This is a genomic window from Sphingomonas oligophenolica (assembly GCF_039522915.1).
Taxonomy (GTDB): Bacteria; Pseudomonadota; Alphaproteobacteria; order Sphingomonadales; family Sphingomonadaceae; genus Sphingomonas; species Sphingomonas oligophenolica.
Window position 1 is genome coordinate 373,738 of record NZ_BAAAEH010000047.1, and the last position, 17,839, is coordinate 391,576.

The following is a 17,839-nucleotide window of genomic DNA, read 5'->3' on the forward strand; positions in this document are numbered from 1 at the left end:
TGAGGCTCCGTTAAGCACTGGCATGGCAAGGAGCCGGCGATGCGCATCCTCCATATCCTGGACCACGGATTGCCGCTGCAAAGCGGCTATACCTTTCGCACCCGGGCGATCCTCAAGAGCCAGATGCGGCGCGGCTGGGAGGTCGCGGCGGTCACCGGCCCCCGCCACGGCGCCTGCGACGCACGGCAGGAAACGGTCGACGGAATCGATTTCTACCGCACCACCGCGCCCCGCCGGATGATCAGCCCGTTCGGCGAACTGCGCGAGATCGGCGCCTTCGCCAGGCGGATCGCCACGGTGGTCGACGAGTTCCAGCCCGATATTCTCCACGCCCATTCGCCGGTGCTCGATGCGATCGCCGCCCTGCGCGTCGCGCGCAGGCGCAAGCTGCCCCTGGTCTATGAGATCCGTGCCTTCTGGGAGGATGCAGCGGTCGGCAACGGCACCGGGCGCGAGGGTTCGCGCCGCTACCGTGCGACTCGCGCGCTCGAGACCTGGGCAGTGAAGAAGGCCGATGCGGTGGCGGTGATCTGCGAGGGCCTGCGCCGTGATCTGGTGATGCGCGGCATCGACCAGGCCAAGATCTTCGTCTCGCCCAATGGGGTCGATCTCGACATGTTCGGCACGCCACTGCCGTTCGACCGCCCCCTTGCCCGCGCGCTCGATCTCGAAGGAGCCGAGGTGATCGGCTTCATCGGCAGCTTCTACGATTATGAAGGGCTCGACGATCTGATCGCGGCGATGCCGATGCTGGTCGCGTCACGGCCGACAGCGCATCTCGTGCTGGTCGGCGGCGGCCCGGCCGAGGCCGCGCTCCAGGCGCAGGCGGCCGCCTCCCCGGTCGCCGACCATATCCGCTTCGTCGGCCGCGTGCCGCACGACGAGGTCGAGCGCTATTACAGCCTGATCGACGTCCTCGCTTATCCCCGCAAGCGGATGCGACTGACTGATCTCGTCACGCCGCTCAAGCCGCTCGAGGCAATGGCGCAGCGCCGCCTCGTCGCCGCCTCGGATGTCGGCGGCCACCGCGAGCTGATCCGCCACGGCGATACCGGCACGCTCTTCCCGCCCGGCGACCCCAAGGCAATGGCCCGCAGCCTTGCCGGCCTGCTCGCTGATCGCGACATCTGGGAGCCACGCCGGACCCGCGCCCGCGCCTTTGTCGAGGCCGAGCGCAACTGGTCGATCAATGTCGGTCGTTACGATCCTGTTTACCAAAAACTAACCAAGAGCGTGCCATTCGAGGAGCCATGGTCTTCGTCTCCCGCCGCCAACGCCTGAATCTCCCGATCGCGCCGCTTGTCGCTGCGCTGATCGGCGGGCTGACCGCGCTGGTCTTCGCGCTGATGCCGGTCGACAGGCTCGAGGATTTCGTGATCGACAGCGGTATCGCCGCGGTGCTGCCGGCCGCCGAGCCGCCGCTTGGCGACACGGCGCGCGCGGTGCTGATCATGGTGGGCGGCGGCGGCACGGCGCTGATCGCCTGGTTCGCCCTGTTCCTCATGATCGGCGCGCGCGCGATCGTCATTCAGCGCTCGGGCGCGTCCGACGAGGGGAGGGCGCCGGTGCTGCGCCGCGCCGATGCCCATCCCGATGCGCCTGCCCGGCGCCCTCTGTTCGCCAATCGCGAGTTGGGCACCCCTTTTCTCGACGTCCGCGCCAATCGTCCGATCCATATCGTCGCCGATCTGCGCGAGGCCGAGGACGCCCGGTTCGAGCCCGTGACCGAGGAGCGCGATCTCCCCGCCGATCTCGACACGCCGCTCGCCGCATTCGATCCGCAGGCAATCCCCGAGGAGCCGCTCGACTGGTTCCGGAAGCCGGCGCCGCTGCTCCGCACGCCGCGCCGGCAGGTGTTCGATCCGAGCGAGCGTTTCGAGACCTTCGACCTGACGCCAATGCGCCGCTCGGCCCCATCGCCGCTGTCGCCGCCGACCCCATTCCCGGCGCCCCTGTCGCCAGTGCCCGTTTCGTCAGAGCCCGCGTCGCCAGCGCCCGCTTCGTCGGCGCCCCTGTCACCATCTCCCGCGTCGCCGCCTCCCTCACCGATGGCGCCCGCGGCGACCACCCCGGCATCGCCGGTGTCCGAATCGCCCCGGTCGCGTGCGTCGGCGCGTGTCGAGCTCGATCCTTCGGCAACCATCCACGCCCTGCTCGATCGGCTCGAGCGCGGCGTCGGACGGCGCGAGACGGCGCTCCCGCCGCCGCCACCGCCGCGGCGCGAGGAAACGCTCGAAGACACGCTGGTCGCCTTGCGCCGCCTCGCCCAAAGAGCCTGACGCTCATTCCTCGACGGTCAGGGCTTCCAGCCCGATCGTCGCGCTGCCCCCGGCCCGCCGCACCGACATCACGACGATATCGGCGACGAGATGGCCGCGGATCGGCAGGTCGGCCTCGGGCAGCCCCGCCAGCCAGCCATCGAGCGCGTCGCCTTCGGTAGCCTCCAGGCTCAGTTGATGGCGCGCGCCGCTAAAGGTCGCGCTCGCCCAGCGAGTCCAGTCGGAGGAAACCAGCCGCACCGCGCACCGCGCCCGCCCGGCATCGGCCTCGATCGCACGCACCAGGGCGGTGCCGGCATCCGGACCGCGGCTCATTCCGAAACGCTCCCCTGCTCGGCGCACTCAGCCAGAAACGCCTCGATCCGCGCAACCACCCGCCGGCCGGGCTCGCGGCCGTTCCTCAGATCGCCCACCAGCCGCGGGTCCCTGACGGCAAGGCGGCCGAACCGGGTGGGCGGCATCGCGGTTTCCTTGAGATAGCGTTCGATCTTCCGCAGCACCGACATATCACAGCCTCTCCGAGTCTCGGGTTGTGTTCCTGATCTGTTCCACAATTTCCAACTTGTCTAGGAAAAATCCTACGGCTATTGGAACCGATATGGAGACAGGTGATCCCCGGGCGGCGCTTGACGCCCTCGTCGTGGCGAGCGGCGAGAGCTATGCCGCCTTGTCGCGCATGCTCAGGCGCAATGCGGCCTATCTTCAGCAATATGTGAAGCGGGGCACGCCGCGGCTCCTGGCCGAACGCGATCGCCGCTTGCTCGCCGGCTATTTCAGGGTGGACGAGGCAGTGCTTGGCGGGCCGCCCGGCACGGCGGAACCTGCCGGCGCACGGATCCGCCGGCTCGACATCGCCGCCTCGGCCGGGCCCGGCGCCCTTGCCGAGGATGATCGCGCGCTGGGCAGCGAATATTTCGATCCGCGCCTGCTCGTCTCGCTCGGCGTCGATGCCGGGCGGAGCGCGGCGCTTCGCGCCAGGGGCGATTCAATGGCGCCGACCATCGAGGACGGGGATCTGATGCTGGTCGACGAGAGCGACCGGCAGGTAATGGCGCGGGCGGGGATCTTCGTCATCCGCATCGACGGCGCGCTGATGGTGAAGCGCGTGGCGCGTACCGGCGACGGGCTGAAGATCACCAGCGACAATCCCGATTTCCCGGTCATGCTGCCGCGGCGGACGGATGGCGTTGATGTGGTGGGGCGGGTGGTGTGGCTGTCGCGCTCGCTGAAATGAGGTGAAGACGGAACGGAAGCCGGGGCCTGAACTTCAGCGGCTCAGCCGGGCCTGTCCTGTCAACGCCTGCGATCGACCAGCCAGATCAGGATTGCGATCGCCGCGCCGGCGGCGAACCCGATCAGGAAGCCCGCCGTCACCTGGCCCTGGGACGCGCCGATCACGGCGCCCCCCATCGCGCCGATCGCGATCGGCGCGCCGCCGGCTAAAGGGGTGCGGGGCGGGGGTTTGCTGGCCATCCCCCGCTCTGCCATGTCCCGCCGCAGGACGCCAGCGTCCCGCGACGGGATCGGTGGAGCGGCGGCCGGAGCGGCGTTTACCATTGCCTCCCGCCGCCCGCCGCGATTCCGCCGCTCTGGCACGCCCCTTGAAGCCACGGGTCCCATGATCCGAGGAATTCCAATGTCCTACATGCCCTATCTCGCCGATCGCGCCCAGGTCGCCGACGCGACGACGCTGATCGCCCTGTTCGGCGACGACGCCGGCATGGAAGCCGCCGCCCGCGCCGACGAGAGCCGTGATGTCGGCAATTATCTCCATTTCTGCCGCTGGCGGCAGATCGAGCGGCTGATCGTTCTGCTCTCGGTGGAAAACGCGATCGGCACGGTGCACTGAGGAGGCGTGAGCGCGGGACGGGGCCGCGCGCTGTCTTCGCGTCCTCCTCAGCTTCGATGGCGATTTCAATACGATCAAGCAGGATTTGCCCAAGGGTGCCGGCAAACGCTTCTCTAGGCTCAGCTGCATTCACATAGAGCTGAAGAAACTAGCGGGACGTGCGCGCGTCGCCGCAGCAATGTCATTGATCGAGTTCGCATGTGCCGAATCGCGGTTCGCGATAACGGCTGACGTTGAATGTGGATTGTCATTCAGACGACCGGAATCAAGATCAACCGACTGGAGGGCACGATGATCGATCTATTGATGGTGCTGGCGGCGCGAGCCGGTCCCGACCCAAATCCGGGAGCGAAGGTCGTTACAATGCGGCTCGCAATTACAAAGGCCGTCACTCCTACTAACATAGTCAAGATATAGGCCAGGCCTGCTACGAGTCGCTTACTCGCCACAGTAGGCTTCCTGCGCATATGTGATCGCAAGAGAGGTTCCTACGCCCACCAGCAGCCCAATACCAACACCCACTGGTCCACCGAATGCACCCACCTCACCACTAATTTCTGCACCCTCGACAGCTCGGCTGACCGCGATCGAGCCCCGAATCATACGAGAATACCTTGCAACGGTTGGGGCAGTTAGGATGCCGGCCGTTGTAGAGGCTAGAGCGTTGGCAGGGTTACTGCAGACGACTCTCTTCAAAAGAGATGGTTTTGGCGTCGGATTCGGGTCCTCCTTTTGCGGCAAACATCATTTTCGCCGGAACGTTTGATAAATAAATGCCGCCGCTAATATCACACAAATTGGAGAAACAATCAAAGTATATGCATGCTTCACAAAAAATGGAGATACAATGCCTACGAGAAGCATAATAGCAAACCATATTTTTAACATATATTGATCAATCATCTTATATGTATTCACGTTATCCTCCGCAAGGATCTTTTCCGAAGGCGCCTTCGGATAGTTTATCATATGTATTTCACAATACTACTCTGCCAATGGCGCCCACCCGACTCAGGGTTGGCACCTCGAAAAGACTTCCGGCGAATTGGCCGCTATTGTAATTACTGCCTCCAGAAGCCATCCATTTAATGCCTTGGCCCGCGCTGGACACCGCCGCGCCCCAGAAATATACGCTAGCTCCAGCCCCTGCTATTGCACCTCCAGCGCCAATACCAACACCCCTTATGGCTGTTGCCGCGCCAACGACCCCACCTGCCACCACACCGACCGTACCAGCCGTTTTGCCATAGCCGCCAAGGCTGTCGATGAAGCCGCCAGCCTTATATGCGAAGCTGCTACAATAGGATGCCTTTGCGGCGCTGGATTAGAGCCATTTGTTCCTGCCACAGCTTCCCTTTCACGCCTCTAATGAGGAACAATAGGCGCGTGAATTGGCGTTGTTAGGGCAAAAGTAAGAAATAAAACTATTATGTATATTGTTGCATAGAATATAATAAAGGCTTTATCTCTATAGCTAAGGCGGTCAAATTTTCTTTCAAATCTTGTTCCAATCCCTCGTCCTATCAGGAGAAACTGATTGACTGCCGCCTCAGAAAGGCAAATAACTGACAATTCTAGGAAATTTGGACTCCAGGTGTACGTCAGTTCCCTGAAAATACAATTAATAGCGACAAAAGTCGTAAAAAGAGATATCATTGATACAACGGCAATCGCTTTAGTATTGTCGGCGTCCATAGAATCCGGCCACGCCCCTTTATTAATTCTGTAAAATATAAGGTACATAAAGGGATATACGCTGAGAATGAGGTGGAGTTGATTTAGATTCTTCTTTCTATTCATGAATATGCTCTTTGGATGCAACATAGTATTTCTGTGTAAATCGTACAATCTGAAATTTATTTGTTCAGAAATGGATCTGGGGAGCCGGCTGCCGCATCTACCAAGAAATACGTTGTCGATGCCGCCGCTCCGATCGGTCCACCTAAAACACCAATGACTCCCATTACCGTATTGAGTCCTAGTTTTTCACCACTCAAATTCCCAGATTCATAGCTCGCAAGATCATTAAGAAATCCAGCGACCGCCAATCCAGCTCCAAATCTAAATGCGACACGACCTACACTTGCGGTTTTGATAACTCCGTTGCCACGCCATCCGCTAGCGTAAGTTTTTAAATTGGTTCCGACTGTCGAAAGCTTCGAAGCTGAGTCAACAATGGAGCCTACCAGTCCGCTCTCGCCAAGGACTAGAGAAAAATTCCCAGAGAAATTCGAGGTCTCCGTTTGGCTTGAACCCGAGTTTTGCCAAGAGAAATACACACTTGGTACCCAAGTTAAACTGGGCACGATATCAGCATCTTCCATGTGGGAAGGAAGTCCGTCAGTATTTTCGAAATGTCCGGGGATATAGTTTAGCACTCCCGCCGCATTATAACCGGATGAAATATAGTTTTCGAAATATGGATCATTTCCTGGGATTCCGCCTGCTTGAGGAGGTGTGTAATTCTGTCCGGGCCAGTAACTCATGCATGATGAGAAGGTCCCTGTCCCGGAAGTACAGACCCCATCCGTCCCGCTCGGGTCGGCCGCATTGACCGGGTCGCTCCCGACATAATTGTACCAGTTCATCCCGTCACTATAACCGATCGGATCGGTCTGCAGGAACCGGCCGATCCGCGAGGAATAGATCCGGGCCTTGTAGTAGTAGAGCCCAAGCGTCGGAAGATATGCCTGGCCGGTATATTGGAACTTGCCGATATTCCCGCTCCCCGGCACCCCATATTCGTCATAGCTGTTGATACCGAGCAACGCACCGCCCGCATCGGTCACGGCAATGACCGAACCACGCTCGTCCGTATGCAGCCAGCGCCGGTCGGTTGTCCCAGCGCCCTCGTACCAGACCAGCGGCGCCTCGCCGTCCGGGCCGAACACATAGCGGCGCAACAAGGTGCCTGCGCTGCTATATTCGCCGACGCGCTGGCTGCCGTCATAAGCATAGAATTCACTGGTCGTGCCCGACGCCTCATAGAGGCGCTTCAAGGGATCATAGACGAGCGTCGTGCTCGATGGCCCGGTCCGGAGCAGGTTCTCCGAGCTATAGGTGTAGGTGTTGGTACCGGTATTCGTAAGATTGCCGCGCGCGTCATAACTCAACGCGCCCCCGCCGACGGTGGTCATCTGGTTAAGTCCGTTGAGGGCATAGGCCCTGTTGGTATTTCCGGCTGTGGTCGCCAGCCAGGCATAGCTGTCGTTCGAGCGCGTGGCACTCATGATCTGGCCCGCCGGATTATAGCCGAAGCCAAGCGTCAGATCGTTCGCCGTGCCGAACAGGTCCTGCGCCAGCGAGGTCAGGCGCGAAACAGTGTCAAAGCCGTAGCTCGTTGCGGTTCCGTTGCCCCGCGCGATACTGGTGCGCCTGCCGAGATTGTCATAGCTGTAGCTAGCCAGCACGCCGACACCCGAGGTTGCGCCATTCTCGCGAATGGCGCTTACCTCGCCGGTGACCAAATGGTCGTAATTCACATAGAAGCTATCGGGCCAGACGGTTGTCGTGCGACGTCCGGCAAGATCATAGCCCATCGCGACCGTCCCGAGCGGCGTGGTCTGCGACGTGGCGCGACCCAGCGCGTCATAGCTCGTCGCCACGGCATTTCCACTCGTGTAAGCTGAGGTTATATGGCCGAGATTATCGTAGCTATATGCCACGGCAGGCTCGCTGCCCGGCAGGGTCTTCAAACTGGTCCGGTTGAGATGGTCATAGGTCATGACGATCGAAGTGCCGTCCCGTAGGCGCCGGCTGAGCATATTGCCGTTCGGATCATAGCTGAATTGTTCATAGTCGGTCGTTGAGCTCGTCCCCGAGCCGGCGGTGCTCGAAGGGTAGCGCGTCTTCACGAGGCGATCTAAGCCGTCATATTCATTCGTCGTCGTGTTCAGCTCGCCGTCCGTGGCCGTCGCCACCAGGCCGTTGATCGAATAGGAGGTCGAATTCGTGGCTGCGGCCGGCGTGCCGAGCGCTGTGGTCGTGCCAGTTACCCGACCGGCAAAGTCATAGTTCATCCGCGTGATCCGGTCATTGCCGAAGCTGGCCGATGTCCCGAGCGAACAAGCCCCAGGCGCCGAGCCGAATGCGGCCGGGTTCATCCGAACCGCAACGCAGTCCGATCGGCCCAGTGCGTCATAGCTATAGTCGGTCTGAGCATAGGTCGTGCCGCCCGCGCTCACCGTATCCCGGGTCTTGCGCGCGTTCGCGTCGTAGCTGCTCGCCGCCTGCTGCAGCGACGCGAAACCCGCCCAGTCGGGATCCGACTGGCTGTTCACCGTGCCGATCTCCGAAAGAGTCACCTGGCCGTCAACGTTACGGGTGATCCTGGCTGCGCGGTTCTTGAGCGCGCCGCTGCCATCGGGGTCGGGACCGACCGCGCCGACCACCTCGCGTGCCGCATCATATCTGATCCGGGTCGTGTCGGCTGCCCCTGCCAGCGGACCATCGACCGTCAGCACATTGCCAATCATGTCATAGGTCACCGTCGAAGACGCCGTCAGGGAACCGTCGCCGGCGCCCGTCGTGCTCGAGACCGGAAGCAGGTTGTTGGCCGTGCCCGCGGTCTGCGGTCCATAGGCAATGGTCGTCTTCACTTCGTTGCTGGTGGCGGCACAGCTTGCTCCGGTCTGGCAGCTCGAAACGGAGGTCGGCATCGCGATCGGCTCTCCTGACGCCACGATCGAGCCGGCGCTGTTCTTGAAATAGGCCTGAAGTGCTGTGTAACCGTAGCGGGTCTCCGGGCGCACCCCCAGCGCGACGGGCGCGGGGGCGAGCACGGAGGTGATCATGCCGGTCGACGGGTCATAGCTATAGTCGGTTTCATTGTTGTTAGCGTCGAAGGTGGCGTTCGGAAGGTTGCATTTTACGATATTGGTGCAGGTCGTGTCGTAGCTTGCGGAAGTCACGATGTCCGGGGGCGTTCCCGGTGTTTTCGAGATGGCGCGCGTCTCCGTCACATTGCCGCGAGCGCCATAGGTGGTTTTGACCTGGTTTCCTTCCGGCGCGGTGACGTAGGTCAATCGTCCTGACGTGTCATAGGTGTACGACGTAATGTGACCGAACTCGTCCTGCACCGAGGAAGGTCGCCCTACAGACAGGGTCGTGATCGCGATCCGGGTCTTGCCCGCCGGATCGGTTCGCGTCATCGTCGCGACGCCCCCGCTAACGACGTAGTTATAAGTGTATGTCACGCCTTCCCGGGTAATCGATGATACATGATTGCTGGCATCATATCCTATACTGACATCCGGCGTCGCCGCACCCGGACGCTGGATCGCGGTCACGTAATTGCCCGACAGGGTGAAGTGGGTCGTGTGTCCCAACGGGTCCGTAAGGCTGGTGATGGCGGGATAGGCATTGGCGAGGAAATAGGGCGTCGTTGTTGAAACAGAAGGCCAGGATTGAGTCAGTCCGGTGCAGCTGTCGGCGGTCGGATCGCAATAATCGACAGCTGTGTTGATGGCCGTAACTGAGGAAAGATAGGTTGCTGTTGGATGTGAATAGCCATATTTTATCATGTAACCATGATTGCTCGTTACCGACTGAAGCCGGGAAACTACCACCATGTTCCAATTGCCGTTCGGTGTATTGGCAGGCGCGGTGATAACCTTGTAGAACAATCTGAGAATTGTCCCGTCCGGATATTTTACCGAGATCGGCGAAGCTCTCGTCCATACCGGGGCCGAATTGACCGCCGTCCGGACGTCGTAGGTGATGACCGTGCCGCCCGATTTGGTGTAGACATAATAAGTGCCGTTGAAGGTTAGGGTCGCCCCGGAACCTTGCGCCGATACCCATGTCGAACCCGACGGATTGAAATATTCGGTCGAGCCGCCGAACGACACGCTGATGCCGCCGCTTCCGGTAGGCAAGGCGAGACCGAAAAAATTATCGGCAGCCCATTGTCCGTCCAGCGTCTGCGGGCCGTAAGAGAGGCCACCCGCTCCAGCCGGGCCGATGCTTAAAACGCTTGAGCTGTAATTGAAGGTGCCGAGGGAAATGTCGACACCATTTTCGTCAATCTGGCTATAGCTGGGCGGCAGAGGGACGGTGGATTGCCCGAAGGCGGAAGAGGCCTGCACGGTAATCAGCGCCGTGGAAAGAAACAATCCTGCCCGGCGGGCCAATGCGCGACGGTTTTCTCTCTGGCGTGATGATTGCACGATTTCGTCCCCTCCAAATATGCTTTTTGATGTCAGGTGATTCCGACCAGCCGAGGTGACGCCGCTTGCGGAGCGCCGGTCTCCCGGCGGAAATCATCCAGTCATCGTCGATGAAACGTGATGGCCGCCGGTGCGCCGTCAGGGCGCCCCGGTAACGTTCAGATGCACGCGGTTATCGGCGCGATCGAACGTATAGTTCGCCACGACATTGTTGTTCACGCTGCCCGCGTGTTGCACGAGCACAAGCCGCCCTTTGGCGTCATAGGTATAAGTGATCGTCTCGGAGGCGCTCGCAATGCCCACCGCGGCGATCAGCGCGCCGATGACGATGAGCTCGATCGCTCTTTGCCGTTTCATATATTACACCCCTCCTGCCGGCCGATTTCCCGCCCGTGCGAACGTAAGACATAGACATGCCGGTGCGACCGTTCGCAGCCGGTCTCCCGGTCTCCCGGTCTCCCGGTCTCCCGGTCGCGCGCCGCAATTAGCTCAAATCACGATATATTCTCGAGCGGGCGAAAATCGAAACGAGCGCCGCCGTTCGACTCGATCATCGTGATGCGCAGTAGATTCCAGAGGCAAACGCCCCGCAAGCCTGAAACGGGGAAAGCAACCGATCTGGATGCAATTGCCTTGGCGAGGGGTACGTCGATTCGACATTGCATGGTTGGGGAATCTGGCGGCATTATACTTTTTGTCAGGTCGGAAAGGGCTGGGCGGTGTCAGATTTGAAGTGCGACATTTGAGGCGATTCAACCACCGCCGAAAATTGTGGAAGGCCACGGTTCGGACTGGACACTGCCCGTTCCGCCCCGCTCTTTGACATGACCGCCATCCTTGAACGACGCCTCGCCGCTGCGCCGGCGACACGTCCCGCTGTTATGCCGCTGTTCGCCGCTGTTATGGCGCGCTGTCCCGCTGTTAATCCCCGCTGTTCCCTCGCTGTTCTCCGCTGTTATTCGATAACAGCGAGATTCCCGGTATACTATTGATAATAAATAGAAAGCTCCTTCGAAAATTCCAACATAACAGCGGCAGAAAAGTTTTTTTTCCGAAGAACAGCAAAGAACAGCGGGAATTCGCGATCATCAGCCGCGATTGCGATATGCGTCCAGCAATCCTGGCGACACCTCGACAGGCTGGTCATGACAGAAGAGACCGGTTCCGCCGGCGTTCGCAGGAGCCGGCTCCGCCCATTCCCGGCGAACCGGCGTTCGAACGGCACGGACCACCCAATCGCTCCAGCCGTTCGCCTGATCGCCGCCACCGCGCTAACCCTCTGTCACTTCCGGATTTGACCCGCTAGGACAGGGCATGTCGCTTTTGTTGGCGCGGCGTGGCGCGCTTCTGTGTGCCGCCGCGGGTCTTTTCGTCTGTATCGCCCCCTGTGCGCTTGCGCAGGAGAGCCAAGCGGCGAGCGCTCCGCAAACCGCCACGCCGCCACCCGCCATGCCTCAGTCCGGCGGTCTCGATCCGCAGTCCCCGCTCGCGCCGCTGCCCGGCCTCGGCGTCGACTGGCCCGATCTCAGCGCCCTGCCGCCCGAGCCCGCCGATCCCAACGCCCCGACCGGGATCAGCGGCGACTCCCGCTATACCTACCGCGTCGACGGCCTCGATGGCGTGGGCAGCCCGCTGCTCCATCAGCGCTTCAGTCAATTGTCGACGCTCAATGCCAATGACGGCCAGCCCGCCAACGCGGCCCAGCTCGATCGGCGCGCGCGCGAGGACAGCGCGCTGCTCGCCAGCCTGCTCAAGGGCGAGGGCTATTATGATGCCAGCGTCACCTCCCGGGTCGAGCCCGGCGGCGGTCGCCCGCTGGTCGTGCTCGAGGCGACGCCCGGCACGCTCTACAAATTCGACACCGTCACGCTCGACGGCCTCGCCGCGGCTGACGGCAAGGCCGATCTGTTGCGGGGCAGCTTCGGGGTGAAGGCCGACGATCCGGTCAATGCCGATACCATCGTCAAGGGCGAGGCTGATCTGCGGGCAACGATCGGCGAGAAGGGCTTTCCCTTCGCGAAGGTGAGCGAGCCCGAGATCGTCGTTGATCACGCCACTCATACAGCGACGCTCGCGATGACGGTCGCGCCCGGCGGCGAGAAGAGGTTCGGGGTGATCACCACGCCGGCGAACAACAAGGTGTTCAACGCAAAGCATATCCGCGAGATCGCTCGCTTCTCCAAGGGCGATGTCTATGATTCCTCCTCGCTGGTCGATCTGCGCCGTGCGCTGATCCAGACCGGACTGGTCTCCTCGGTCGATGTGAAGCCGGTGCCGGGCGCCGATCCCGATGTGGTCGATATCGCGGTGTCGCTCGAGCCGGCGCCCAAGCACACCATCTCCGGCGAGATCGGCTACGGCACCGGCGAGGGGGCGCGGGCCGAGGTGAGCTGGACCAACCGCAACATGTTCCCTCCTGAAGGCGCGCTTACCTTGCGCGGCGTGCTCGGCACTCAGGAGCAGCTCGCCAGCGTGATCTTCCGCCGCAACAACTTCCACACACGCGACCAGGCGCTCAACCTCGGCGTCACTGCCTCCAACCTGACGCACACTGCCTATCAGGCACGGACCTTCTCGCTCACCGGCAGCCTGGAGAAACAGACCAACATTTTCTTCCAGAAGAAATGGACCTGGTCGCTCGGCGCCGAGCTGACCGCGAGCGACGAACGCGACGTGATCCTCTCGACCGGCGCGCCGCGGCGGCAAACCTATTTCATCGGCGCGCTGCCGACCACCCTCAGCTATGACGGGTCGGACGACCTGCTCGACCCGACCCGGGGCTTCAGGCTGAGCGGACGGCTCTCGCCCGAAGTCTCGCTCGAGGGCAAGGCGTTCGGCTATGCCAGGATCCAGGCGGATGCGAGCACCTATCGCAAGGTCGGCGGCCGGGTGGTGCTCGCCGGGCGGGTCCGGCTGGGCACGATCGCCGGCGCCCCGCGCGAGGCGATCGCGCCGTCGCGGCGTTTCTATGCCGGCGGCGGCGCCTCGGTGCGCGGCTATGGCTATCAGGATATCGGGCCGCGCGACCCCAATAACGTCCCCGTCGGCGGGCGCAGCCTCACTGAATTCTCGCTCGAGGCGCGGGTGAAGGCGTTCGGCAATTTCGGCCTGGTGCCCTTCCTCGATGCCGGCAACATCTACACCTTGCAGCTGCCGAAGTTTAAGGATCTCCATTACGGAACGGGCCTCGGCGTGCGCTATTATTCGAGCTTCGGGCCGATTCGCCTCGATGTCGGGACGCCGATCAACCCGCAAAAGGGCGATCCGCGCGTCGTCGTCTATGTATCGCTGGGGCAGGCGTTTTGAGCGAGGACGAAGCGCCTCCCGCCGCAGCCGCTGCCCCCGCCCCCGCCGCGCCGGTGCGGTCGCGCCGCCTCTGGCTTCGGCGCCTGGCTGGCGGGCTGCTCGGCCTTGTCGCGCTGGCGGTGGTGGCGCTCGGCGTGCTCGACACCAGCATCGGCCATCGCTGGGTCGCGAACCGGATCGGCGCGCTCAGGCCGGCCAATGGCCTGCGCTTCACGGTCGGGCGGATTGACGGGTCGCTCTATTCGACGGCGATCCTCACTGACGTGCGCGTCTCGGATCCCAAGGGCCTCGTGCTCACGGTGCCGAGCGCGACGCTTGACTGGCGGCCGTTCGCCTGGCTCGACAACCGGCTCGAGATCAGGAGCCTGCTCATCCCGCGCGCGACCCTGGTCAAATTGCCGGCGACGATCCGCACCGGCAAGGCGGGGCCGATCCTGCCCAGCTTCGACATTCGCATCGGCACGCTCCGGGTCGATCGGCTGACGGTGGCGCCGGCGATCACCGGCGTGCAGCGCACCGGCCGGTTGCGCGCGCAGGCCGATGTCCATGCCGGCCGGGCGCTGGTCAACCTCAACGCGCTGGTCGAAGGCAGCGACCGGCTGACCCTCAAGCTCGACGCCGAGCCCGATCGCGACCGCTTCGACATCGATATCCACGCCCGCGGCGCCGCCAACGGCGTACTGGCCAAGCTTTCCGGCGCGACCCGACCGATCGCCGTCGACGTGGCGGGCGATGGAAAATGGCGTGCGTGGAAGGGCAGCGGCCATGTCCGGGTCGGCAGCGTCGCGCTGGTCGATCTCGCGCTGACCAATCATTCGGGCCGCTATGCGTTGACCGGCACGCTCGATCCGGCGCCGCTCGTAACCGGCAAGCTGGCGCGGTTGACGAGCCCGCGGATCCAGGTGCGCGGCGCGGGCACGCTCGCTGATCGCCGCCTCGACGGCACGCTGGCGCTGCGGTCGGCGGCGCTCGCAATCGACACCGTCGGTGCCGTCGATCTCGGCCAGGGCAGCTTCCGCAACCTGCGCATCCAGGCCCGCTTGCTCCAGCCGCCCGCGCTCTTCCCCAACATGACCGGCCACGCCATCGAGCTGCGCACCATCCTCGACGGCCCCTTCGCCACCGCCCATTTCGATTACCGCCTCGCCGCCGATCGCTTCGCCTTCGATCAGACCGGTTTCGAGGTCGTGCGCGCCGCGGGGGCAGGGCATTTGTCGCCGGCGCCGGTGCTCCTGCCGATCCGCCTCACCGCGGCGCGCGTGACCGGCGTTGGCGATGTCGCGGGCGGCATCCTGCGCAATCTGAGCGTCGAGGGGCTGTTGCGGGTCACCAGCAAGCTGGTCACCGGCGACGATCTCCGGGTGAAGTCGGACAAGCTGACCGGCCGCATCAACCTGATGCTCGATCTCAGGACCGGCCAGTACGAGGTCGGGATCAACGGCGCGCTCGGGCGCTATCTCATTCCCGGGCTCGGGATTGTCGACGTCACCTCGACGCTCAAGGTCGTGCCCGGCCCCGGCGGGCATGGCAGCCGCGTGGTCGGCACCGGCACCGCGCAGATGGTGCGGCTCGACAATGCCTTCTTCCGGTCGCTGGCGGGTGGCCTGCCGCGCATCGTCACCGGGCTCGAGCGGACGCCCGACGGCGTGCTTCACCTGAACAACCTCGTGCTGACCGCGCCCTCGATCCGGATCGTGGGCAACGGCTTCCGCCGCCGCGACGGCACCTTCCATTTCGACGGGCGCGGCCAGCAGGCGACCTATGGCCCACTGACCCTGAAGCTCGACGGCAAGATCGACAAGCCGACGCTCGACCTGGTGTTCGAGCGGCCCAATGCCACGCTCGACCTCACCAAGGTCGCCCTGCATCTGGATCCGAACGCGGCCGGCTTCGCCTTCACCGCGCATGGCGGCTCGATGCTCGGGCCGTTCAGCGCCAATGGCGAGATCGAGCTGCCCAAGGGCAGCGACGCGACGATCGCGATCGCCGAGATCGACGTCAGCGGGACGAAGGCGAAAGGCGCGCTGCACGTCGTGCCCGGCGGGTTCGACGGCAGGCTGGATCTCGCGGGCGGCGGGCTGTCGGGGTCGCTGCTGTTCAGTCCGGTCGGATCGGTTCAGCGGATCGAGGCCCATATCGACGCCGACAATGCCCATCTTGCCGATGCGATGACGCTCAGGCGCGGTCATCTCGATGCGGTCGTCCTGCTCGATCCGGCGGGAACCTCGGTCGAGGCGACCGCGACCGGCACCGGGCTGCGGCGCGGCACGCTGTCGCTTGGCAGGTTCGCGAGTCACGTGTCGCTGCGCGGCGGCACGGGCGAGATCCGCGCGTCGATCGCCGGCTCGCGCGGCCGCGCCTTCGATATCCAGACGGTGACCAGGGTGACGCCCGACAGCTATACCGTCTCGGCCCAGGGCACGCTCGATCGCCGCCCGCTGCAGCTCGTCACCCCTGCGGTGTTCACCCGCGACAGGGATGGCTGGCGCCTCGCGCCCACCGAGCTCAGCTTCTCGGGCGGTAGCGCCCGCATCTCGGGCCGCTTCACCGGCACATCGAGCGCGATCGACGCGACGCTCGCGCGGATGCCATTGTCAGTGCTCGATATCGGCTATCCAGGCCTCGGCCTTGGCGGGACTGCGTCGGGCAAGCTCTCCTATGCGCACGGCGCGGGCGCGCCGACCGGGCGGATCGATATGACTGTGCGCGGCCTCACCCGTTCGGGGCTGGTGCTCTCCTCGCAGCCGGTCGATGTCGGTGTTGCCGGCATTCTCCAGCCCGGCAAGGCGGCGATGCGTGCGGTCGCAGCTTCCGGCGGCAAGACGGTCGGCCGCGCCCAGGCATTGCTGACGCTGAACGGGTCAGGCGACCTGGCCACCCAGATCCGGAGCGCAGCATTGTTCGGCCAGCTCCGCTACGACGGACCAGCCGACACGTTGTGGCGGCTGACCGGCCTCGAGATGTTCGATCTCAGTGGTCCGGTCGCAATCGGCGCCGATCTCGGCGGCAAGGTCTCGGATCCGCAGATCAGGGGCGTGGTCGTCGCCAAGGGCGCCAGGCTCGAAAGCGGCATCACCGGCACGGTGCTGACCAATGTCCAGGCGACCGGTCGGTTCGGCGGATCGCGGCTGGTGGTCGACAAGCTCACTGCCGATGCCGGCAAGGGCGGGACCGTCACCGCAACGGGATCGTTCGATCTCGCCGCGGCCAACGGCTTCGGTATCGATCTCAGCGTCCAGGCGCAGAATGCGGTGATGATCAACCGCGACGATATCGGCGCGACGGTAACGGGTCCGCTGACGATCAAGTCGGACGGGTCGGGCGGGGTGATCTCGGGCGACCTGCTGCTCAACAAGAGCCGATATCGGCTGGGCCGGGCAACGGCGGCGAGCGCAGTGCCGCAGCTCAACATCCGCGAGATCAATCTGCCCGGCGGCGGCGAGGAAGAGCAGGCGCCGCGCAAGCCCTGGCGGCTGGCGGTCAAGGCACGCGCGCCCAATCAGCTGATCGTCAGCGGCCTGGGCCTGCGCAGCGAATGGTCGGCCAACCTCCAGATCGCCGGCTCGCCCGACAACCCGGCGATTGCGGGCCGCGCCGATCTGATCAAGGGCAATTATGAATTCGCCGGCCGCGAATTCCAGCTCGAACGCGGCATCATCCTGTTCTCGGGCGATGTACCGGCCAACCCGTCATTGGATATCGCCGCCAACGCCGATTCAACCGGGCTCAACGCGACGATCCGGGTCACCGGCCCGGCGCTCAAGCCTGAGATCACCTTCTCCAGCGTACCGGCGCTGCCCCAGGACGAACTGCTTTCGCGGCTGTTGTTCGGCACCTCGATCACCAATCTCTCGGCGCCCGAAGCCTTGCAACTCGCCTCTGCGGTGGCTGCGCTGCAGAACGGAAAGGGGGGTCTCGACCCCATCAACGCGATCCGCCGCGTCGCCGGGCTGGACCGGTTGCGCGTGCTCCCCCCCGATGCCCAGACCGGTGCCGGCACCGCGGTCGCGGCGGGCAAATACATCACGAGGCGGCTCTTCGCCGAGATCATCACTGACGGTCAGGGCTATTCGGCGACGCAGGTCGAGTTCCAGGTGACGCGTTGGCTCTCGATCCTGTCGACCATCTCGACGCTCGGGCGGCAAAGCGCGAACGTCAAGGTATCGAAGGATTATTGAGGCGGCGCATCTCGCACGGCGGCGGCTGATCGAGATCTTGCGACGGGCCGTGAATGAAGC

12 protein-coding genes are annotated in these 17,839 nt (G+C 63.6%); 6 read left to right on the plus strand and 6 right to left on the minus strand.

The features are described 5' to 3' along the window. Window positions 1–39: 39 nt before the first annotated feature. Window positions 40–1,281, plus strand: a complete 1,242-nt coding sequence (locus ABD050_RS23100) for a TIGR04063 family PEP-CTERM/XrtA system glycosyltransferase (protein ID WP_343891877.1) — start codon at window positions 40–42, stop codon at window positions 1,279–1,281. Continuing rightward, window positions 1,251–2,279: a hypothetical protein gene (locus ABD050_RS23105; protein WP_343891878.1), complete on the plus strand. Its 1,029-nt coding sequence runs from the start codon at window positions 1,251–1,253 to the stop codon at window positions 2,277–2,279. The genes ABD050_RS23100 and ABD050_RS23105 overlap by 31 nt, the downstream gene beginning before the upstream one ends. Window positions 2,280–2,282: 3 nt before the next feature. On the opposite strand, the gene ABD050_RS23110 is transcribed toward ABD050_RS23105, so the two are convergent. Then, entirely contained in the window at window positions 2,283–2,594 is a 312-nt protein-coding gene (locus ABD050_RS23110; protein WP_343891879.1) for a hypothetical protein, read from the minus strand. Then, on the minus strand, window positions 2,591–2,785 hold the full coding sequence (locus ABD050_RS23115) for a hypothetical protein (protein WP_343891880.1): 195 nt from the start codon (window positions 2,783–2,785) through the stop codon (window positions 2,591–2,593). Before ABD050_RS23115 ends, ABD050_RS23110 begins: the two co-directional genes overlap by 4 nt. Window positions 2,786–2,877: 92 nt before the next feature. Between ABD050_RS23115 and ABD050_RS23120 the strand changes: the two genes are divergently transcribed. Continuing rightward, on the plus strand, window positions 2,878–3,513 hold the full coding sequence (locus ABD050_RS23120) for a S24 family peptidase (RefSeq protein ID WP_343891881.1): 636 nt from the start codon (window positions 2,878–2,880) through the stop codon (window positions 3,511–3,513). 59 nt (window positions 3,514–3,572) lie between these two features. Here ABD050_RS23120 and ABD050_RS23125 read toward each other — a convergent pair whose 3' ends face one another. After that, on the minus strand, window positions 3,573–3,752 hold the full coding sequence (locus tag ABD050_RS23125; RefSeq protein WP_343891882.1) for a hypothetical protein: 180 nt from the start codon (window positions 3,750–3,752) through the stop codon (window positions 3,573–3,575). Window positions 3,753–3,915: 163 nt separating this feature from the next. On the opposite strand from ABD050_RS23125, the gene ABD050_RS23130 reads away from it, so the two are divergent. Beyond that, on the plus strand, window positions 3,916–4,128 hold the full coding sequence (locus ABD050_RS23130) for a hypothetical protein (protein WP_343891883.1): 213 nt from the start codon (window positions 3,916–3,918) through the stop codon (window positions 4,126–4,128). 1,365 nt (window positions 4,129–5,493) lie between these two features. Here ABD050_RS23130 and ABD050_RS23135 read toward each other — a convergent pair. The 3 genes from ABD050_RS23135 to ABD050_RS23145 all read right to left on the minus strand — a co-directional run bounded on the left by ABD050_RS23135 (window position 5,494) and on the right by ABD050_RS23145 (window position 10,652). After that, window positions 5,494–5,823, minus strand: a complete 330-nt coding sequence (locus ABD050_RS23135) for a hypothetical protein (RefSeq protein WP_343891884.1) — start codon at window positions 5,821–5,823, stop codon at window positions 5,494–5,496. Between the two features lie 161 nt (window positions 5,824–5,984). Beyond that, window positions 5,985–10,295: an RHS repeat domain-containing protein gene (locus ABD050_RS23140; protein ID WP_343891885.1), complete on the minus strand. Its 4,311-nt coding sequence runs from the start codon at window positions 10,293–10,295 to the stop codon at window positions 5,985–5,987. 138 nt (window positions 10,296–10,433) lie between these two features. Next, window positions 10,434–10,652, minus strand: a complete 219-nt coding sequence (locus ABD050_RS23145; protein WP_343891886.1) for a hypothetical protein — start codon at window positions 10,650–10,652, stop codon at window positions 10,434–10,436. Between the two features lie 957 nt (window positions 10,653–11,609). Here ABD050_RS23145 and ABD050_RS23150 point away from each other — a divergent pair. Together ABD050_RS23150 and ABD050_RS23155 are read left to right on the plus strand one after the other, a co-directional pair. Beyond that, window positions 11,610–13,601, plus strand: a complete 1,992-nt coding sequence (locus ABD050_RS23150; RefSeq protein ID WP_343891887.1) for a BamA/TamA family outer membrane protein — start codon at window positions 11,610–11,612, stop codon at window positions 13,599–13,601. After that, window positions 13,598–17,779, plus strand: coding sequence for a translocation/assembly module TamB domain-containing protein (locus ABD050_RS23155; RefSeq protein ID WP_425542505.1), 4,182 nt, complete (start codon window positions 13,598–13,600; stop codon window positions 17,777–17,779). The genes ABD050_RS23150 and ABD050_RS23155 overlap by 4 nt, the downstream gene beginning before the upstream one ends. Window positions 17,780–17,839: the final 60 nt, after the last annotated feature.